Origin of the sequence: Streptomyces sp. NPDC046931, from assembly GCF_040644655.1 — a bacterium.
Taxonomy (GTDB): Bacteria; Actinomycetota; Actinomycetes; order Streptomycetales; family Streptomycetaceae; genus Streptomyces.
Genome location: NZ_JBEYWX010000006.1, coordinates 251,910 through 271,679, shown reverse-complemented (window position 1 = coordinate 271,679; position 19,770 = coordinate 251,910). Strand labels below are relative to the sequence as shown.

Here is a 19,770-nt window from a genome sequence, read left to right as displayed (position 1 = left end):
GTTGCCCGGGTTGTGGGGGGCATGTTTGCTCCGGTCCGTGGAGAGCTGCGAGACGCGGGCGCCGGCTCAGGGCGTGAGAGTCGAGCGCGCGGCGTGCGCGGGGCATGCGTCCTGGGCGTGGGTGTCCGGCGCCGGCGGTTCCAGGAGCGGTGCCTGGGGGCGCGGTTCGCAGATCATCTTCAGTGCCCTGGGTCCGAGGGTGGCGGCCGGGCGCGGTTGTTCGGGGTGCCCGGTCAGCGGCCGCAGACGCCAGCGGCCGGCGATCACCGCGACGGCCAGCGTGGCCTCCGCCAGGGCGAACGTGTCACCGATGCATTTGCGGCTGCCCGCCGCGAAGGGCAGCATCGCGCCGTGCCGGGCTGCCGCGGCCGGCCCCGGCAGCCAGCGGTCCGGGAGAAACCGGTCCGGTTCGGCGAAGGACTCGGGATCGTGGTGCAGGAGGTAGGGGCTGTACAGGACGGTGGTGCCCTTGGGGATCCGCACCCCGGCGAGTTCCGTGTCCCTGGTGGCGACCCGGGTGAACAGCCAGCCGGGCGGATACGTCCGGAGGGTCTCGGCGACGACGCAGCGGGTGTACGGCAGACGCGGAAGGTCCTCGGCCCCGGGCCGCCGTCCTCCGGCGAGCACCGCGTCGACCTCGGAGTGCAGTCGCCGCTCGGCCTCCGGATGCCCGGACAGCAGCGCGAAGAGGGAGCCCAGGCACATCGCCGTGCTCTCGACTCCGGTGAGCAGAAGGGTGATCAGCTGGTCGTGGATCTCCTGTGCGGTGACCGCCGACGCCGAACCGTGGTCCTCCTCGGCCTTCAGCAGGGTTCCCAGCAGGTCGTCACGAGGACGGCTCCGCCGGCGCTCGTCGACGACCGAGTCGATGATCGCGTGCAGCCGGTCGAACGCCCGCCGATAGCGGCGGTTCGCGGGCGTCGGAATGCGGAACAAGGGGGCGACGGGCACGACGGTACGGATGAACAGGCCCCTGACCAGGGCGGCGAGGCAGTCCCGCACCTCGGCGACGGTCGCGGCGTCCAGCGAGTCCGAGAAGAGGACGCGGCTGGTCACCCGGGTGGTCAGGGCCAGCATGGCCGCGCTGACATCGGCCCGCTCCCCCGGTCGCCACGCTCGGGACACCGCTTCCGCTTCCTCTGCCATGACCTTGGTGTAGTCCGCGATACGGGACGGATGGAAGGTGGGCTGGATCAGCCTGCGCTGCCGTCGGTGTTCGTCGTGGGACGAGGTGACGAGGCTGTTGCCCATCAACGGCCGGAGCCGCTCGTACTGCGGGCCGCCCTTGTCGAAGGTGCGCGCGTCCATGAGGACGCGGTGGGCGAGTTCCGGGTGGCACACCAGCCAGGCGCGCTGGGGGCCGAGACGTATCTCGACCAGATCCCCGTGTTCGGGCAGGGAATTGAGAAAGGCCAGCGGTCGGCGGAACAGGGGGATGGCGTGGCCCACGAAGGGGAATATGCCTGGCGCAATGCCACTCTTCCAGGCTCGCTCTTGGGTGGGTATGGAACCGCTCATGGAAAACCACCTGCCTCAGTCAGCACATGGAAGCCGGAGAAACGTTCCACCGACGTGGCACTTGCGTCGTTTCCTCCCCAGTGCAACCTCTCTCGGCGCCCGGATTCCTCTTTCCAAGGGGGCGCACGGGAGCACAAAGAGGCATGCGGCATGGCGGAGTTATGGCATCGCCGTTTCCGAACGCCCCTGATTGCCGCCGACACCGTGGATTCCTACGCACCGCGCAGACGCGTGGCGGCCGGGCCGATGACGCCGGGGCCGAACCTGTCGCGTATACGGTCCATGACCTCTTCCGCGAGCAGGCGGGACGCACGCGCCGGGTCGAGGCTCAGCTGCTCGGCGACCCGCTCGGCGTCGACGAGGTCGTCACCCCGGAGCACCAGCCCGGTCAGGCGCCCGCGCTGGAGCCCCGCGGCGTCGATCAGCCGGTACGCCGTCACCCGCAGGTCGTCGTCGTGCGCGGACGCCTCCGGCAGCCGCCGGGTCTTGTCCCGGCGGGAGCCGCCGGCGAACCGAAGGGTCAGCGTCAGAGCGCGGGCCGCCTGCCCTCTGCGGCGCAGCAGATGCCCCAGCTGAACGACCAGGTCGAGCAGGGCGGCCCGGACCTTGGCTCCGTCGAGGGCGTGGCCGGGGAAGGCGCGGCTGACGGAGGCGGAGGCGGGAAGGGCCCGGGGGGCCCCGGGGCGCGGGTCGCGCTCTGATCTCCGCATGCCGCACAAGGAGTTCCGTCGCCGCGGCCGCGGCACGGGACGCCCCAGTCTCGCCCTGGCGACGGCCGAGCATGCGGCCACCGACCGATCGGCGCCCGACCGGCCGCTCCTATCCGACCGGCCGCTCCTATCCGACCGGCCGATCCGCGTCCGCGTCCGCGGTGATGGCCGGCCGGAACTCGGCCTATGCCGCGAGGGCGTGACCGGGGTGCAGCACCACCTTGGTGTAGCCCTCGACCCGCTTGTCGAACTTCTCGTACGCCTGCGGCGCCTGGTCGAGCGGCAGTTCATGGGAGACCACGAAACCGGGCTTGGCGCGTCCGGCGATGATCATGTCGCGCAGCTGGCGGTTGTACTGCTTGACGTTGCACTGACCGGTGCCCATCTGCTGACCCTTTTCGAACATCTTGCCGATGGAGACCAGCAGCCGGCCGTGCTTGGCGTGTTCGTCGGGTCCGCCCGGGTCGGAAGGCACATACAGGCCCGGCACACCGAGCAGGCCGGTCGGCCGTACGGTTTCCACGAGCGCGTTGAGCACGACGGCGGGTTCCTCGTGACTGGCGTCGTGCGCCTGGGCCTGGTAGCCGACGGCGTCGACGCCCTTGTCGGTTCCCTCGCCGTTCGTCTGCTCCTTGATCTGCTCGGCCGGGTCGCCCTCGGTGAAGTCGATGGGGATGGCCCCGATCTCACGGGCCTTCGCGAGCCTCTCGGGCACCCGGTCCACGGAGAACACCTTCGACGCACCGCGCAGCAGAGCGGAGTAGGCGGCCATCAGCCCCACGGGGCCGGCACCGAAGACGGCGACGCTGTCGCCGGTGGACACCTGGGCGAGTTCGCATCCGTGGTAACCGGTCGGGAAGATGTCGGCGAGCAGGATGAAATCGGTCTCGAACTCCCGCCCGGGGGGCAGCGTCAGACAGTTGAAGTCGGCGAAGGGCACGCGCAGCCGCTCCGCCTGACCGCCCTTGTACGGGCCCATCGCCACGTATCCGTAGGCCCCGCCCGCGAAGCCGGGATTGACCGTCAGACAGAAACCGGTCTTGCCGGCAAGGCAGTTCTTGCAGAATCCGCAGGCGACGTTGAAGGGCATCACGACACGGTCGCCCTGTGACAGGGAGACCACGCCGCTGCCGAACTCCTCCACTATGCCGAGGTTCTCGTGGCCGAAGACGATGCCCGACTCGGCAGTCGTGCGGCCCTCGTACATATGCAGATCCGAGCCGCAGATCGCGGTCGACGTGACACGGACGACCACATCGTTCGGGTGCTCGATCTGCGGATCGTCGACCTCCCGCACCGTCACACTGAAAGGCTTCTCGTAAACGACGGCTTTCACCTGGTCACCTCCGCGTCGCACGCCGGAAGGCGGCGGCGGCAGTCGGGTCGCTCCCGGGGCACACCGGGAAAGCGCGGGCCGCCGGTCTGTGCCGTGGCCCCTCGGCGCTCTGTTCTCACCGCGGGCTACTTCCAGGTAACGCCCGTGCGACACCGGCCGCAACCCACACCGCAGGCGCCCCGGCCCGGTCCAGGTACCCCGGGATCCGGTACGGCCCGAGGTCTCGGCCCGGCGCCCGTTCACTCCTTCCCGGGCGTGGTTCACGGCCTCTGCGGCGTCGGCTCCGAAGCGCCGGGGCCGCCCGATCCGTTCCGCCGTCCCGGTGCGGCGTCCCAGGTTCCGCCGGTGCCCAGGGCACCCGCCAGCCCGACACTGCCCGCCCCGATGAGCGCCACGCCGACCGCTTCCGGCAGCACCCGGATGCCAAGGGCGATGCGTTCCTCGAAGAGCACCCAGCCCAGGGCCACACTGGCCAGTGCGTCCCCAAGGGTGAGGGCCGGCTGGGAGGCCGTCAGAGAGCCGGCCCGGAACGCGCTCTGCAACAGCAGAAAGCCGACCGTTCCGGCGGCGATCCCGGCGTAGAGCGGCCAGTGCGTCAGCACCGCGCCGACTCCATGCCCGAGCTGTCCCATCACCTCCTTCATGAGCGCGGCTGTGGCGGCGAACGACACGGCCGACGCCAGCCCGAGCAGGACGGCCCGCGGCGCGCCGGTCACCAGAAGGGCCGCCGACAGGAGCACCGTCACGATGCACAACACGGCCCCTCCCGTCTCCGGCCATCGGCCCGGCACGACCGTGGTCCGCCCGGCGGTGGGCGCGGCCGCTCCCAGGAAGAGCGCGAGGCCGGCGGCCAGTGCCGCGAAGGCCAGCCAGGTACGGCGGTCGGGACGCCGGTGGAAGACCACACTGCCGACCGCGAGGGTGAACAACAGTTCGCTGGCCAGCAGGGGCTGGACGACGGAGAGGCTGCCGACGGCCAGCGCGGAGGCCTGAAGCACGGTCGACAGCGCGAGCAGGGCGGTTCCCGCCAGCCAGGATGGCCGGCGCAGCACATGGGCGAGCCAGCGGACGGCCTGTCGCATCCCACGGCCGCCGTCGGCCTCGTCCGTCGCCGCCCTCCGCTGGAGGACGGAGGCCGAGGCATTGGACAGGGCGGTGAGCAGAGCCAGTACGACGGTGAGGACGCCCACCCGGCACTCACCCGAACCTGGCGGCGAGCCGCCGGTACAGGCCCGGCGCGGCTCCTCGTACCCGGGCGGGCAGCCGCAGCCAGCCGGGGACGTAGATCTCGTCCCGGCCGCGGACCACGGTACGCCAGACGGCGTCCGCGACCCGCTCGGCCGGCACCGGCCTCGGCCTGGACCGCCGGTACGGCACGCCCCGGCGGTCGAAGAACGGGGTGTCCACCACTCCCGGGATGACCAGGCTGACGCCCACGCCGGTTCCCCGCACCTCGTACCGCAGGGCGTCGGCGAAGGTGGCGAGCGCCCCCTTGGCGGCGGAGTAGACGGCTTCGCCGCGGACACCGACGGTGCCGGCGAAGGAGCCGATGATCACCACGCGTCCGGAGCCGGCTTCGACCATGTGCGGGAGCAGATGCCGTACCAGGCGCACCGTGGCGAGCACATCGACGTCGATCACCTCGGCGATGGCGGACGGGGGCATGGTCGTGAAATCACCCGCCCAGCCGATGCCCGCCCCGGCCACCAGCAGGTCCACTCGGCCGACACGTTCCAGGGCGAACTCGGCCAGCCGCCGGTCGGCGCCGGGCCGGGTGAGGTCCGCGGGAAAGACGGCGGCCGGCGCCTCGGCGGCGACCCGCGTGAGGCGTGACACGTCACGGCCGTTCAGGACCAGACTCCAGCCGCCCTCGGCGGCCAGCCGACGGACCACGGCGGCACCGATACCGGAGGACGCACCGGTCACGAGCGCCGTCCCCCGGTGGGCCGGTCGGCCATCGGGTTCCCGACGTCCCGGGCGAGCGGTCGGGCCCGGCTCGGCCACGGGCAGGTCGGGGGGTGATCCAGCGCGGGAGGGAGCATGGAACATGGCGGCTGACCTCGGCTGCGACGGCGAAACCGGATGGGCGGACGGGACGCTGCTGCCCCCGGGTCGGGGCGGAAGGGGGGACGGAGACCCGCCTGCCCCGCTCCGGATTTCGGGAGGCGTGGACATGTAGGGAAGAGCACGGAAAGGGACAATCGGTACCGATGTCTGTATTTTTCCCTGCTCGGCGACGGCAGGCGACGCGAACGACCGCCGCCGCTCCCCCGGCGGCCGGTGAGCGGCGCGGTCCATGAGCGCGTCCAAGCGGGTACTGATCCTCAGCGCCAGCATGGGATCGGGGCACGACACGGTGGCGGCGGAACTCGTGCGCCGCGCCCGGGAGTACGGCCATCACGCCCAGGTGGTGGACGTCCTGGGCCTGCTGCCGTACGGCCTGGGTACAGGGCTGCGGAGCTTCTACCGGTCCTCGGTACGGCATTTTCCCTGGGCGTACGCCGCCTTGTACCGCGCGTTCCTGCGGCGCGGGACCGGTCGCCGGCCCAGCGGCGTGCCGCTGGCCCGGCTCGCCGGGGAGCACCTGCGGGACGTCACGGAGCGCACCGGGGCTGATGTGGTGGTCCCCGTCTTCCATCTCGCCGCGCAGCTCACCGGCCACCTCAGGTCCCGGGGGCTGCTCACGGTGCCGAGCGCCGTCCTGGTGATCGACTTCGCCGTTCACCGGCAATGGCTCCATCCGGGGAACGACACCTACTTCTGTCTGACGGACGACGCGGCGCGGGAGGTGCGCCAGGACATCGGCGTACCCGCCGAAGCACCCGGCGCGGTCGTGGCACCCGAGTTCCTCTACCCGGCGCCGGGAGCGGCCCGGTGGTCCGCGCTGTTCGCCCGGCATGCCCCGGGCCGCCCGCCCGTTCTGGTCTCCGCGGGCGCCTGGGGAGTGGGCTCACACCTTGCCGCGACCGCCGAGCTGCTGGTCGCGGGTGGCTTCCTGCCCGTGGTGCTGTGCGGCCGGAACGAACGGCTCCGCGGCGAGCTGGCCGACGTGCCGGGCACGGTCGCGTCGGGCTGGGTGTCCGACATGCCGGGTCTCTTGCGTGCGGCCGGTGCCCTGGTGGACAACGCCGCCGGTCAGACCGCAATCCAGGCCCTGGCCTCGGGACTGCCGGTGGTGGGATACCGCCCTCTGCCGGGACACGGCGCGGACGGCGTACGGCGGATGGCCGCCCTCGGCCTCTCGGAGCTCGCGGCGGACGCGGCCGGGCTGCTCGGTTCACTCGAGCGGCTCACACCGGCCGGACCCGACCGGGAACACAGAACCGCACGGGGACAGACACTGTTCCGCGACGACGTCCTCGTCCGGGTGCTCGGACTCTGCGGCACGCCCGCCGCTTGAGCGCCGGGCCGGGTACCGGGAGCCGCCGGACTGAGCCGCCAGACTGAGCGCCGGTCCCCTGCGGGGAGCCGATGGAGGTTCCGCGGCAGGGATGGCGCGCCGCGATCAGGTGACCGGCGCGCGGCCGCGCCGTTGCGTCCGGCTCATCGACGAGCCCGGTTCGCGAGGCCGACGGTCAGACCCATTGCGGCCAGCCCCAGCAGCAGCGTCACCGCACCGACCACGCAGTTGTTCCAGAGGACGCCCGCCCGTGCGCCGTGTGCGGCGGTGACCACCCAGGGCGAGATCAGCAGCCAGATTCCGAGTGGCGCGACGAGCCATGCCATACGGAGCATCCGTTCCGGAACCATGGCCAGACCGACCCCTATCAGGCCGACGGTAAGGCCGACGATCAGGTTGTTGACAGTGAGATTGGGCTCGGCACCCGCAAAGTGCACGACCCAGGGCGATATCGCGGCGTAGACGCCCGCCAGCAGGATCAGACCCTCGATGACGATCGCCTTGCCGGAAGCCGCTCGCTCGAGCCGCTCCCGCATCTCGGCTATCTCGGGGTGCGTTCCCATCTCACTGGAGTGCTGCGGATACGACATCGCTGCCGTCTCCTCTCCACGAGTACTCTCATGCTCTCTACCCTTGTACGAGATTCCCCCATTTGGTGGGTTTACGCGACTTTCGAAGTCTTTGCCGAGATGAGAGCGATACATCCACGTCCCAAGGCCGTCCGACGCTCTAGGGTGTAACGCGCCGGTCAGCGGCCACGCAGACCGGAACCCCGGCCCGATTCCGGCGGGCCGGGGTTCTCGTTCTGCGGTACAAGGCGAGTGGCGTGTCACTTGCCCTTGTTGTTGTTGTAGTCGTAGTCGTTGTCGTTGTCGTTGTCGTGGTCGTTGTCCTTGTTGTCGTGGTCGAAGCGGTGCACCACACGGAAGCTGGCCACGACGCCGTTCCGGACCTTCACGCCGCCACGGACGCGACGGGGAACCAGGCCGTTGCTGGAGCTCTTGGGGCCGACCGTAGCGATGGGAGCGCCGTTGTCGCAGGTCGCACCGTTGAAGACCTCGACGGTCTCCTTGCTGTCGTTGCGGACGTTGAGGCTGTTCGCCCCCAGGCCGCTGACGACCACGATGCAGCCCTGGTCGTGGGCGTTGTACTCCCGCTCGTTGACGTAGATCTTCTTCTCGTAGTGCTTCTTGTTCTCGTTGTTGTTCTCGTGGTCGTGGTCGTAACCCTCGTTGCCCTTGCCGTTGTCGTTGTTGTTGTTGTTGTTTCCGTTGTTGCCCTGGAGGGCGGACGAGACGGCGGCAGCCTGGGCCGGCTCAGAAGCGGCGGAAGCGTACGTGATGCCGGTGGCCACGAGGGCCGCGCCGGCCGCGACGGCCGCGGTAACAGCGATGGAACGCGTTGCCATGTCACTTCTCCTGTTCTCAGACACGTCGGCTGTGAACCGATGCGTGATCGAAAGTACAGACCCGACCGACTCGTGTCATACGAGACATACCGACAATATGAGGAAGAATCCGATTGGAGTAGTGGCGTCGTTGACGCCCCGTCATTCAGGGTTCGGGCGGCACCGCCCGCGTGTCGCTCCGCCCGGCAGAGCGCGACACACCCGCGCCAGAAGTGCTGACGCGATATCAACTCGACTCAACTCCCTCATGAAGGAGGAGAGTTGAGTTCGGACGGACCGTCAGACGGGGTCCGTGCCGACGGGTTTCCGAGTCACGCCTTCCCGCGAACCGGTCGCGGTCTGCCGTTCGGCCGTCTTCCGGTGGCGGCGCCCCCTGGCCGACGGCTTGCTGGTGCCAGGGTCCGCCGCAGAGGGAGTGAGCGCGCATGCAGACAAGGCCGGTACAGCAGGGACTGCAGACCCCCCGGGCCGCCGGGCTGGCGGGGGTCGTCTTCGCGTTCCTGCTTGCGGCGGTCATCGTGCTGATCCGGCTGGGCGTTCCCGAGGGCTCCCACGCTCCCGCCCCCGAGACCTCGGCCGATTCCGTACGGCACGGCGCGGTACGGGCGGCGCTCGCGCTCGTGCCCTTCGCCGGGATCTTCTTCCTGTGGTTCGTCGGCGTAGTGCGGACCCATGTCGGAGCGGCGGAGGACAAATTCCTCGCCACCGTGTTCCTCGGCAGCGGGCTGATCTTCGTGGCCACGCTGTTCGAGGCCGCCGCGACGGCCACGGCCGTGCTGGACACCACTTCCCCGTCCCGTGGTGCTCCCGGAGGGCCCACCTGGGACTTCGGCCGCCACTTCGCGCACACGCTGCTGATCGAGTATGCGATGCGGATGGCGGCGGTCTGCACGTCCTCCCTGTCGGCGATCGCCTATCGCGTCGGGGTGCTGCCTCGATGGCTGGCCCTGCTGGGCTTCCTGACCGCCCTGACGCTGCTCTTCGTCTCGACCGCCGTTCCCTGGTCCGAGTTGATCTTCCCGGCGTGGTCACTGCTCGTCAGCGTCCACATCTTCATGGCGAGCGGCCGCACCCGGCCCGGCGTCGCGGCGGCGGCACCTTGAGAGGGGCGAGCGGCATCACGCCGCCATCGCCGGTCACTCCTTCGGCGCGCCCCCGCGCGCGCGGGTCCCGCCCCCTCTCCGATGCTGGCGTAGGGAGAGGACCGCCGTCCGGGGGTGCCCGCGGAGCATGAGGCGCCCGGCGGACCAGGCCGCCGGAAGGGGCGCAGTGGTGATGAGGCTCGTCGTCGATCTCAACAGATGCCAGGGATACGCGCAGTGCGCGTTCCTCGCGCCGTACGTCTTCACCCTGCACGGCGAGGAGTCGCTGGTCTACAACCCATCCCCCGACGAGGAGCAGCGGGAGCAGGTGACGCGTGCCGTGGCGGCCTGTCCCGTGCAGGCGATCACGGCCGAGGGACTGGACGCCGCGGCCGATCCGCCGGCCTGGGCGGTCCAGGAGGCGTCCCATGACTGCTGAAGATCATCTGGCATGGCTCCGGCGCGAGGGGCGGATCGTGATCGTGGGTGCCTCGCTGGCGGGTCTGCGGGCGGCCGAGACGCTGCGTGCCGAGGGCTTCACCGGCTCGCTGACCATGATCGGCGACGAGCCGTACGAGCCGTACGACCGGCCGCCGCTGTCGAAGGCGGTCCTGCTGGGCAAGGCGTCCGCCCGCCACACCGCGCTGCCCCGGCGCCGGGACGTCGACGCCAAGTGGCGCCTCGGCGTCGCGGCGACCGGCCTCGACCTGTCGGCCCAGCGGGTGCGGCTGGCGGACGGGGACGAGGTGGAGTACGACCGGCTGCTGATCGCCACCGGCGTACGCGCCCGGCCCTGGCCCAAGGAGGCGGAGGCCCAGCTGGACGGCGTGTTCCTGCTGCGGACCCGGGACGACGCGGCGGGGCTGGAGCAGCGGCTGAGGGCCTCGCCGCGCCGTGTGCTCGTCATCGGCGCCGGCTTCACCGGTTCGGAGATCGCCTCCGCCTGCCGGGAGCAGGGCATCGCGGTCACGGTGGCGGAGCGCGGAGGCGCCCCCCTGGTGGGCGCCCTCGGCGGTGTGATCGGCGCGGTGGCGGCGGAACTGCACCGCGAGAACGGCGTGGACCTGCGCACCGGCGTCACGGTCACCGCCCTGGAGGGCGACCCGGCGGGCCGGGTGCGGTGCGCCCATCTCTCCGACGGCGGCGTCATCGATACGGACGTGGTGGTGGTCGCGCTCGGCGCGACCCGCAACACCGAGTGGCTGACCGGGTCGGGGCTCGGCGCGGGTCCCCGGGGCATCGCCTGCGACGCGGGCTGCCGCGCCTTCGACTTCCGGGGCATCGTCACGGACGACGTCTTCGTCGCCGGGGATGTCGCACGGTCGCCGCATCCGCTGTTCGGCTACCAGTTCCTGTCCCTCGAGCACTGGGGCAACGCCGTCAGCCAGGCCGAGATCGCCGCGCACAACATGATCAGCGCCAGCGCCGACCGGCGCCCGCACATGTGGGTGCCCGCCTTCTGGTCGTCACAGTTCGGCGTGAACATCAAGTCGGTCGGCGTGCCCCCCATGGGCGACGAAATCATGATCACGCAAGGGTCGCTCGCCGAGCGCCGCTTCATCGGGGCCTACGGCTACCAGGGACGGGTCATCGCCGCCGTGAGCTTCGACAACACACGGTGGCTGGATTTCTACCAGCGGCAGATCGAGACGGCCGCTCCCTTCCCGGTGGAGTCCCCGACGGTGGACCGCCGTCCCGAGGGCCGGCGGCCGGTCCCGTCCGACTTCCCCGACCCGTCCCTGCCGAGCCACGGCCCGACCGTGACCCTCAGCGGCTACTCACCGGCCGACCGGCGGCTGGTCTTCAGCCCGGCCCGCCGCTGACACCGGCGGATCTCACGCCCTGGACTTCACGAGCCGAGGACCCCTCATGACGCACCATTCGCTCCTGCGCCAGATCACCGACTACGCCAATCGCGCCGACCCGTACCCGCTGTACAAGGAGCTCCGCAAGAACCCGGTGCTGCACGAGGGGGACGGCGGCCCCTACCTCGTCAGTTCCTACTGGGACATCCTCAGTCTGCTCCACGACCCGAGGATCAGCTCCGACGCCGCCAATCTCGCGGCCGCGGGCGCCGACGAGATGGGCGGGGTGGCCGAGACGGGCCTGCCACCGAGCTTCATCCGGCAGGACCCGCCGGAGCACGACCGGCTCCGGCGGATCGCCAACCGCCCCTTCGGCCCCCCGCACAGCCCCCACAAGATCGACTCGATGCGCGGTGAGCTCGCCGGGATCGTCTCCGGTCTGATCGAGGGCATCGGTCAGGAACGGCAGATCGATGTGGTCGACCAGTTCGCGTACCCCTTCCCGGTGACCGTGATCTGCCGGCTGCTCGGCGTGCCGCGCGAGGACGAGCCGCGCTTCCACACCTGGGTCGAACCCATCGTCGCCAGCCTCGACCCGGACACGGGGAAGGACGACGCCGAGCGCCGACGGGGGGCGCAGGAGGCGCGGATGCAGCTGGGCATGTACCTGGCCCAGCTGGTCGAGCAGCGCAGCAAGGAACCCACCGGGGACATGCTGTCCGAGCTGGTGACCAGTCACGGCCCGGACGGCCCCATGACGACGATGGAGGTGCTCAGCACCGCGGTTCTGCTGCTGATCGCGGGCCACGAGACGACCGTCAATCTGATCACCAACGGAATGCTCACCCTGCTGCGCCACCGGGAGTACCTCGAGAGGCTGCGCAGCGACCCCGGGCTGGCGGTCAACATCGTGGAGGAGCTGCTGCGCTACGAGCCGCCGGTGCAGCTCGTTCCGCAACGGACGTGCATCGCGGACATCGAGGTACGCGGCACCACCATTCCCAAGGGCTCGAAGATCTGGCTGGTGCTGGCGGCGGGCAATCGGGACCCCGAGCGCTTCAGGGACCCCGACCGGTTCGACCCCGACCGTGGAGACATCCAGCACCTGGGCTTCGGCAGCGGCATCCACAGCTGTTTCGGCGCACCGCTGGCGCGGCTGGAGGCCCAGATCGCCCTGTCGGAACTGGCTCGCCGCCTCGACAACCCCCGCCTGATGGAGGACCCGCCGCCCTACCGGCAGAACGCGGTGCTGCGCGGCCCACGCCATCTGCTCGTCGGTTTCGGCGGTCTGCGCCCCTGAGCGGACGGCGTCCAGGGCGCGAACCGCCACACGGCGTCGTCCCCTACTCCGGCCGCCCGCAGACACCGCGGCGCCCAGGCCGCGCACAGACGCCTGGGCGCCGCGGATCCACGGTCCTTCTCAGCCTGTGGCGCCGGGGTCACCGGGGCGGATGCGTCCACGCCAGGCTCCGGATTCGCGCCCTTGCTGTTCGATGAACTCCTTGAAGCGTCGCAGGTCGCCCTTGATCCGCCGGTCGATGATCCCCAGGGTGTCCGCGGTCTTCTCCGCGGCGCCGCCGGGCTCGACGTCCATCGCGAGTTCCACCCGGGTGTGCATGTCGTCCACGCGCTGGAAGCGGACCGTGCCCTTCTGCTTCGTGTCACCGCTGATGGTGCGCCAGGTGATGCGCTCGTCGGGGAGCTGGTCGACGATCTCGGTGTCGAACTCCCGGCGCACGCCGCCGATCTTGGTGGTCCAGTGGTTGTGGCGGTCGTCGAGCTGCCTGACCTCCTCGACGCCCTCCATGAAGTTCGGGAACTCCTCGAACTGCGTCCACTGGTTGTAGGCGGTGCGGACGGGGACCTCCACCTCGACCGTTTCCTTGACCGTGCTCATCTGCGCCTCCTTCTCGGCTGATCGAATCGGGGCGGGCCGTCGGCCCGCCGCCCGGATCCGGCACATAGCGCCGAGTACCCAGCGAGGACGGGTTTACGGCCGACGGCCCGAGCCGGGCCGGGACCAGCCGTGCACGCGCACCCGGTGGCCGGGCGACCGATGGCGAGGCAGGGTGGTAGCCATGGGTTTCCGGCAAGAGGTCGTCGCCGGGCTACGGCAGTCGTGGCAGTCGAGCCATGCGCTCCTGCTGTTTCCCATCGCGCTCATCGTGGCGATCACGCTGGTGGACATCCACTCCCCCGAGAGCATCCACCTCGGACCCGCGCTGGTGATCGCGCCCGCGCTCACTCCTTCGTTCGCCGGCCCCCGGCTGACCGGCCTGGTCGGGGCGCTGGCGGTGGCCGCGCAAGTCGTCATCGCCGTACTGCACGGCGGGCTGTACACGACCAACCACATCGTGCAGATCCTCACCCTGTTCCTGCTGTCGTTGATCACCGTGGTCTACTGCGCCTTCCGGGACCGGCGCCGTGCGCAGCTGGCCCAGGTCCGGTCGGTGGCCGAGGCCGCACAGCACGTCCTGCTGTGGCCCCTGCCGGAACGCATCGGCCCGCTGACGGTGGCCTGCCTCTACCTGGCGGCCGAGGACGAGGCGCAGATCGGCGGCGACCTCTACGCCGCCACCCGGGCCGGCAGCAGGGTGCGCGTCATGATCGGCGATGTCCGCGGCAAGGGTCTCTCCGCCATCGGTGAGGCCGCCCTGCTGCTCGGCGCCTTCCGGGAGGCGGGCCACCGGCAGACGTCCCTGCTGGAGCTGGCCGCGACCCTGGAGCAGAGCGTGACCCGCTATCTGGCCGACTTCGAGCCGCCCGAGGAACTGGGCGAACGCTTCGCCACCGCCCTGCTGATGGAGATCCCCGACGGGGACCCCGTCACCCGCATGACCAGCTGCGGGCACCCTCCGCCGCTGCTGCTCAGCCCTGGTCACGTGGTCACCGTCCCGAGCGTGCACCCCGCCCCGCCGATGGGGATCGGCTCGGCACACGCGGCGGACTACCACCTGGACGTGTTCTCCTTCGAGCCCGGCGACACCCTGCTGCTGTACACGGACGGCGTCATCGAGGCCAGGGACACCAGCGGCCGCTTCTATCCGCTCGTGGACCGTGCGGCCCTGTGGACCGAGGAGAGCCCGGAGTCGCTGCTGCACCGGCTACGGCGTGACCTCCTCGCCCACACGGGCGGGCACCTCGACGACGACGCCGCGCTCATCGCGCTCCATCGCACCCCGAGCGTCCACCACGCCCATCCGCACCCGCGGATCATTCATGCCGACGGGTTCCGTCACCGGCCCGGAAGCCGGCCGCAGGACACGTGAACCCGGCTGACCGAACCCGCCGCTCCCGCGGTCCTCATGTCTCCTAAGGCGGGTCGGCCCCGCGCGGTCAGTCCTTCAGGGCGAGCTTGCACGCGATGACCAGCAGGCCGATCACGAGGTTGACCGCCGCGGCGACGACCACGAGGCGCCAGGAGGCACCGGCGTGGCGCGCGGCGGCCGCCGACCAGCCCACCTGCCCGGCCACGGCGACGGCGAGCGACAGCCAGACCGCGCCCCGCACGTCCAGACCCAGCAGCGGGCTGACGGCGACTGCGGCGGCCGGCGGGACGGCTGCCTTGACGATCGGCCACTCGTCACGGCACACAAGCAGGGCGACCCGGCGGTCCAGACTCGGCTGCGCCAGATGCGCGCCGAACAACTGGGCGTGCACATGCGCGGCCCAGAACACCACGCCGGTGCTCATCAGCAGGGCCACCAACTCCGCGCGCGGCAACGGGCCGTTGGTGCCGGCGCCGACCACCACCGAGGCGGCGAGCAGGGAGCCGTAGACACCGCCGGTGTAGTCGGCACGGGCCCGGCGCTCGGCGAGGCGCGCACGGGATTCGGAGTCGTCCGCCTTGGACGTGCGTCGCATGGGGGATGACCTTCCTGATCGTTCCGCCTCATCATGCCGGGACCGGGCGCCGCCCACCGTCATCGGCGCGGTGCCCGGATGGCCCGCGCTCGCTTCCGGCCGGAGAAACGGCGTCGGGTCGAGGGGCGGACCGGGAAAACGGCAAGCTCCGCTGGAACGTCAGAACGAAATTCACACATAGGTATCGGACATTTCGCGCTTCAATCTTCACGCGAGGCACACAAGTTGGCTAGGTTGACGCATGGGCCACGTAACTCCCTCCGGCGAACCGCGCCGGGTTGCGCGGCCTCCGCCGAATCCGGTGCACCCCGAGTGCAGCCGGAACCGGGGACCCAACCGACCATGGGGTGAATCGGCCCAACTGCCCTGCGGGGCAAGGGCCGTAGGGCGCGCCTTCCGGATCCGTCCGCCCGAACCCGACAGCTAACCCGGTAGGCGGAGCACGGAAGGAGTACGACCCCATGGCGCCGGAGCGAACCCCGGGCCCCGGAGGCTTCGGCCTTCCCGGCATGCGCAGGTTCACCGAGGACGACGGGCCGAGCCGCGCCGAGGTCCAGCAGCGGATCCACAACCTGTACGACCGCGCGGAGACCGACAGCGGAACCTTCAACGCGACGCGCGCGGCGGCGACGGGTATGGCGAGAGGCGCCAACCGGGTGTTCGGCGAGGAGCGGCGCCGCGCCGATCCCGTACTCGACGACGTGGCCAAGCAGTGGTTCGAGGCGGCACGCCTGAGGCTGGGTCCGACCGTTCCGGCCGCGCTGCCCGCCGACAGAATGCCGGACGGCACGGGGGCTGCCGGGTCCTCGGCCTCGGCGAAGCGTCCGGGCAGCGAGCTCGTACTCCGTGAGCTGGGGACGGCGGACCGGCCCGTGCGCGAACTGACCGCCGGACGGGCCGCGGGCCCGGTGGCGGAACTGACGGCCGGCCCCGCGGCGGAACGGACCGGGGCTCCCGTGGCGGAACTGACCGCCGGCCCCGTGGCCGCGCTGCCCGCGGTCCCCGAGAATCGGCCGGAGGCGCCCAGGGCCCTGCCCGCACCCGTGGCCGAGACCGGACCGTCCGCGCCGGGGACCGCCAAGGAGCGCAATCAGCGGAAGCTCGCCGCGGCCCGTGACCTGCTGGCGCAGCACACCGCACGGCACGCCACGCGGCTCCCGGCGATTGAGTCCCGGCCCGCCGAGGACACCTGGCGCACGGCCGAGGGGCAGCCGGGCCGTGTGGTCGAGGAGGCATGGCAACAGCTCCCCGCCACCGGACCGCTGCTCACCCCGCTCCCCTCGCTCCCCACCCCCGAGCCGCTCTTCACCGCCGAACCGCTCCTCACCGCGCCCTTGCCGCTCCCCACCGCCGAACCGCTCCTGACCACACCCCTGCCGCTCCCCACCACCGAACTGCTGTTCGACACCGAGGCCGTGTTCGGTACCGGGAGCCTCCTCGGGACCGGCGGGACGCAGGAGCCGGGGCATGAGACCAAGGCCGCGAAGGCGGTCGCCTTCGCCCGTGCGCAGATCGGCCGGCCGAGTCTCTGGGGCGCGGCCGGACCGGACTCGTACGACGCCGCCGGTCTGATCCAGGCCGCCTGGAAGGCCGCCGGGGTGACCCTCCCTCGTACGGCCCGCGATCAGGCGGGCGCCGGCACGGCGATCCCCCTCACCGACATCCGGGCAGGTGACCTCGTCTTCTTCAACCAGGACGCCGGTCACGTCGGCCTGTGCACCGGCGACGGCACGATGATCCACGCGCCGGGTCCGGGCGCCTTCATCCGCGAGGAGTCGGTCTTCTACGCCGGGGATGCGGCGATCCACAGCGCGACACGGCCCGCGTGACCCGGCGGCGGCAGCCCCGTTCCGGCAGTCGCCGTACCGGTCACCCGGGGCGCCTCACCAGGGCGTTCGGGCGAATCCGCCGCCTCGGTCCGCATTGCGGCAGGCGGCTTCGCGTAGGAGCGTAGGGGATGTGAAGAGCCTGGGCGCCGAGCGGTCACCCCGCAAACGGGAGCGGCGGGGCTGGCTGAGCGGCGCACCGCCCCCTCGGGGGGTGAAGGTGCTGCCCGTGGTCCTGCTGGTGGTCGTCGGCATCGTCAGCCTGGTCGCACCCTCGCCGTTGGACATCGGTTTCCTCCTGGGAGCCATCCCGCCGCTGGCCGTCCTCTCCTACGGCCCCGCGGCCACCGCCCTCCTCGGCGCCCTGGTCGTCGGACTCCAGCACACCCGCGCCTTCCACCTGGACCGGCCGGGCAACGCGGACCTGCTCACCATCACCTTCGTATCCGTGCTGAGCGTCTTCGTGTCGTATGTGCGCAGCCATCGCGACGCCCAGCTGGACATGGAACGCACGGTGGCCGAAGCGGCCCAGAACGCACTGGTTCCCCCGCTGCCCGAGCGGGTCGGCCCGATCCGCTGCACCGGCCTGTACCGGGCGGCCCAGCGCGGGACGCTCGTCGGCGGCGACTTCTTCGATGTGCGCGAAGGTCGCACCGGGATACGGGCGGTGATGGGCGACGTGCAGGGGCATGGGCTGTCGGCGGTCGCGACCGTCTCCTCCCTGCTCGGGGCCTTCCGGGAGGCGGTGCTCGACCAGCCCGACCTGCCGTCGGTCGCGGGCCGCCTGGACCGCAGGCTGCTCGTGGACTCGGGGGGCTCCCGGCTCGCGGAACTGTTCGCGACAGCGGTGCTGCTGGAGTTCACCCCCGATGCCCGGTGGGTGCGGATCATCGCCTGCGGCAGTCCGTTGCCGCTGCTGCTCCACGACGGCAAGGCCACCGAGGTCCAGGTGTCGTCCGGTACTCCCCTCGGGATCGGGCTGTGCGAACAGACGACGTACGACGAGGTCACCTGGCCGCTCGAACCCGGCGACCGGCTGTTCCTGGCCTCGGACGGCATCTGGGAGGCACGGGACTCGGCCGGGACGTTCTACCCCCTGGTCGACCGGCTCCCCCAGTTCGCCGAAGACGACGACCCCGCCGGGACGACCCAGCGGGTGTGGGACGACCTCGTGCGCTTCTGCGGCACCGTCCGCGACGACGCCACGATGCTCCTGCTCACCCCGGAGCCTGCGGGCGCCCGGTGAGCCGTTGCACCCGGGCCGACCCGCCGAGTCCCGCTCTGGGCATAACCTGGGTTTATGGGGTCATAGGGCGGACCCGCGTACCAGGTTAGGTTTGCCTTAGTTTAGGGTTTCCGACGAGCTGTCCGTCACCGCTCGAAGGGAACCTGATCATGCCGCGCCCCCTGCGGGTAGCCATCGTCGGAGCCGGCCCCGCCGGGATCTACGCCGCCGACGCCCTGCTGAAGTCCGAGGTCGCCGCCGAGCCCGGTGTGTCCATCGACATCTTCGAGCGAATGCCGGCCCCGTTCGGCCTCATACGCTACGGCGTCGCCCCCGACCACCCGCGGATCAAGGGCATCGTCACGGCTCTGCACCAGGTGCTCGACAAGCCGCAGATCCGTCTGTTCGGCAACGTCGACTACCCGTCCGACATCACCCTGGACGATCTGCGCACGTTCTACGACGCCGTGATCTTCTCCACGGGCGCGACGGCCGACCGGGCCCTGGACATACCCGGCATCGGCCTCGACGGCTCCTACGGCGCGGCCGACTTCGTCTCCTGGTACGACGGGCATCCGGACGTGCCGCGGGCCTGGCCGCTCTCGGCGGAGAAGGTCGCCGTCCTCGGCGTCGGCAACGTCGCGCTCGATGTGGCCCGCATCCTGGCCAAGACCGCGGACGAACTGCTGCCCACCGAGATCCCGCCGAACGTCTACGACGGTCTCAAGGCCAACAAGGCCCTGGAGATCCATGTCTTCGGCCGCCGTGGCCCGGCGCAGGCGAAGTTCAGCCCGATGGAGCTGCGGGAACTGGATCACTCCCCCAGCATCGAGGTCATCGTCGACCCGGAGGACATCGACTACGACGAGGGCTCGATCGCCACACGGCGGGGCAACAAGCAGGCCGACATGGTCGCCAAGACGCTGGAGAACTGGGCCATCCGCGACGTCGGCGAGCGCCCGCACAAGTTGTTCCTGCACTTCTTCGAGTCGCCCACCGAGATCCTCGGCGAGGACGGCAAGGTCGTCGGCCTGCGCACCGAGCGCACGGCCCTCGACGGCACCGGCAATGTCCGGGGCACCGGGACCTTCCGGGACTGGGACGTGACCGCGGTCTACCGTGCCGTGGGATATCTGTCCGACCCGCTGCCCAAGCTGCCCTGGGACCTCGAGTCGGGCACGGTGCCGGACCGGGGCGGGCGGGTCGTCGAGGAGAGCGGCGAGCATCTGCGGTCCACGTATGTCACCGGCTGGATCCGGCGCGGTCCCGTGGGCCTGATCGGCCACACCAAGGGTGACGCCAACGAGACGGTGGCCAATCTGCTGGACGACCATGCGAACGGGCGGCTGCACACGCCCGCCTCGCCCGCGCCCGAGTCGGTGGACGCGTTCCTGACCGAGCGCAACGTCCGCTTCACCACCTGGGAGGGCTGGTACCGCCTCGACGCCGCGGAGAAGGCGCTCGGCGCGCCTCAGGGCCGTGAGCGCGTGAAGATCGTCGAGCGCGAGGACATGCTCCGGGAGAGCGGGGCCTGAGCGGAAAGCGCCGCCCCGCCGTGGCGGTGTGCGCCGGGGCGGGGCGGCGGACCCGCCTGCC

18 protein-coding genes and 1 riboswitch are annotated in these 19,770 nt (G+C 71.2%); of the genes, 9 read left to right on the top strand and 9 right to left on the bottom strand.

The window, feature by feature from the left end; translation table 11 throughout:
- Nucleotides 1-66 precede the first annotated feature (66 nt).
- From ABZ876_RS14935 to ABZ876_RS14915, 5 genes are all read right to left on the bottom strand, one after another.
- Nucleotides 67-1,449: a cytochrome P450 gene (locus tag ABZ876_RS14935; RefSeq protein WP_361779739.1), complete on the bottom strand. Its 1,383-nt coding sequence runs from the start codon at nt 1,447-1,449 to the stop codon at nt 67-69.
- A 281-nt stretch (nt 1,450-1,730) separates the two neighbouring features.
- On the bottom strand, nt 1,731-2,228 hold the full coding sequence (locus ABZ876_RS14930) for a hypothetical protein (protein ID WP_361779735.1): 498 nt from the start codon (nt 2,226-2,228) through the stop codon (nt 1,731-1,733).
- 184 nt (nt 2,229-2,412) lie between these two features.
- Complete coding sequence (locus ABZ876_RS14925) at nt 2,413-3,564, bottom strand: glutathione-independent formaldehyde dehydrogenase (RefSeq protein WP_361779733.1); 1,152 nt, start codon at nt 3,562-3,564, stop codon at nt 2,413-2,415.
- Between the two features lie 260 nt (nt 3,565-3,824).
- Nucleotides 3,825-4,754, bottom strand: a complete 930-nt coding sequence (locus ABZ876_RS14920; RefSeq protein ID WP_361779730.1) for a DMT family transporter — start codon at nt 4,752-4,754, stop codon at nt 3,825-3,827.
- Nucleotides 4,755-4,761: 7 nt separating this feature from the next.
- Nucleotides 4,762-5,613, bottom strand: coding sequence for an SDR family NAD(P)-dependent oxidoreductase (locus ABZ876_RS14915; protein WP_361779728.1), 852 nt, complete (start codon nt 5,611-5,613; stop codon nt 4,762-4,764).
- A 247-nt stretch (nt 5,614-5,860) separates the two neighbouring features.
- Between ABZ876_RS14915 and ABZ876_RS14910 the strand changes: the two genes are divergently transcribed.
- Complete coding sequence (locus tag ABZ876_RS14910) at nt 5,861-6,964, top strand: galactosyldiacylglycerol synthase (RefSeq protein WP_361779725.1); 1,104 nt, start codon at nt 5,861-5,863, stop codon at nt 6,962-6,964.
- 143 nt (nt 6,965-7,107) lie between these two features.
- Here the strand turns inward: ABZ876_RS14910 and ABZ876_RS14905 are convergent, their stop codons facing one another.
- Both ABZ876_RS14905 and ABZ876_RS14900 read right to left on the bottom strand, forming a co-directional pair.
- The gene (locus ABZ876_RS14905; RefSeq protein ID WP_361779723.1) at nt 7,108-7,554 is read right to left on the bottom strand and encodes an SPW repeat protein; all 447 of its coding nucleotides are present in this window, start codon (nt 7,552-7,554) and stop codon (nt 7,108-7,110) included.
- 239 nt (nt 7,555-7,793) lie between these two features.
- Nucleotides 7,794-8,372 (bottom strand): hypothetical protein, encoded by a 579-nt coding sequence (locus tag ABZ876_RS14900; protein ID WP_361779720.1) that lies wholly within the window; start codon nt 8,370-8,372, stop codon nt 7,794-7,796.
- Between the two features lie 425 nt (nt 8,373-8,797).
- Here ABZ876_RS14900 and ABZ876_RS14895 point away from each other — a divergent pair, with 425 nt between their 5' ends.
- The 4 genes from ABZ876_RS14895 (at nt 8,798) to ABZ876_RS14880 (ending at nt 12,559) form a co-directional block, all read left to right on the top strand.
- Nucleotides 8,798-9,475 (top strand): hypothetical protein, encoded by a 678-nt coding sequence (locus ABZ876_RS14895; protein WP_361779717.1) that lies wholly within the window; start codon nt 8,798-8,800, stop codon nt 9,473-9,475.
- Nucleotides 9,476-9,647: 172 nt separating this feature from the next.
- Nucleotides 9,648-9,893 carry a ferredoxin gene (locus ABZ876_RS14890; protein ID WP_361779714.1) on the top strand — a complete coding sequence of 82 codons (246 nt, stop codon included), beginning with the start codon at nt 9,648-9,650 and terminating at the stop codon, nt 9,891-9,893.
- Nucleotides 9,883-11,277 (top strand): FAD/NAD(P)-binding oxidoreductase, encoded by a 1,395-nt coding sequence (locus tag ABZ876_RS14885; RefSeq protein WP_361779711.1) that lies wholly within the window; start codon nt 9,883-9,885, stop codon nt 11,275-11,277. The genes ABZ876_RS14890 and ABZ876_RS14885 overlap by 11 nt, the downstream gene beginning before the upstream one ends.
- 46 nt (nt 11,278-11,323) lie before the next feature.
- A complete protein-coding gene (locus tag ABZ876_RS14880) occupies nt 11,324-12,559 on the top strand; it encodes a cytochrome P450 (RefSeq protein WP_361779709.1) in 1,236 nt (411 codons plus the stop codon).
- Nucleotides 12,560-12,679: 120 nt separating this feature from the next.
- Here the strand turns inward: ABZ876_RS14880 and ABZ876_RS14875 are convergent, their stop codons facing one another.
- Nucleotides 12,680-13,156, bottom strand: coding sequence for an SRPBCC family protein (locus tag ABZ876_RS14875; protein WP_361779706.1), 477 nt, complete (start codon nt 13,154-13,156; stop codon nt 12,680-12,682).
- 181 nt (nt 13,157-13,337) lie between these two features.
- Here ABZ876_RS14875 and ABZ876_RS14870 point away from each other — a divergent pair, with 181 nt between their 5' ends.
- Nucleotides 13,338-14,528: a PP2C family protein-serine/threonine phosphatase gene (locus ABZ876_RS14870; protein ID WP_361779703.1), complete on the top strand. Its 1,191-nt coding sequence runs from the start codon at nt 13,338-13,340 to the stop codon at nt 14,526-14,528.
- A 67-nt stretch (nt 14,529-14,595) separates the two neighbouring features.
- On the opposite strand, the gene ABZ876_RS14865 is transcribed toward ABZ876_RS14870, so the two are convergent.
- Nucleotides 14,596-15,123: a hypothetical protein gene (locus ABZ876_RS14865; protein WP_361779701.1), complete on the bottom strand. Its 528-nt coding sequence runs from the start codon at nt 15,121-15,123 to the stop codon at nt 14,596-14,598.
- A 280-nt stretch (nt 15,124-15,403) separates the two neighbouring features.
- Nucleotides 15,404-15,577, top strand: a riboswitch (cyclic di-AMP (ydaO/yuaA leader).
- Between the two features lie 7 nt (nt 15,578-15,584).
- Here ABZ876_RS14865 and ABZ876_RS14860 point away from each other — a divergent pair.
- The 3 genes from ABZ876_RS14860 (at nt 15,585) to ABZ876_RS14850 (ending at nt 19,709) form a co-directional block, all read left to right on the top strand.
- Entirely contained in the window at nt 15,585-16,952 is a 1,368-nt protein-coding gene (locus ABZ876_RS14860) for an NlpC/P60 family protein (RefSeq protein ID WP_361779699.1), read from the top strand.
- A 130-nt stretch (nt 16,953-17,082) separates the two neighbouring features.
- Nucleotides 17,083-18,195 (top strand): PP2C family protein-serine/threonine phosphatase, encoded by a 1,113-nt coding sequence (locus ABZ876_RS14855; RefSeq protein WP_361779697.1) that lies wholly within the window; start codon nt 17,083-17,085, stop codon nt 18,193-18,195.
- Nucleotides 18,196-18,344: 149 nt separating this feature from the next.
- Nucleotides 18,345-19,709 carry an FAD-dependent oxidoreductase gene (locus ABZ876_RS14850; RefSeq protein ID WP_361779694.1) on the top strand — a complete coding sequence of 455 codons (1,365 nt, stop codon included), beginning with the start codon at nt 18,345-18,347 and terminating at the stop codon, nt 19,707-19,709.
- Nucleotides 19,710-19,770 lie beyond the last annotated feature (61 nt).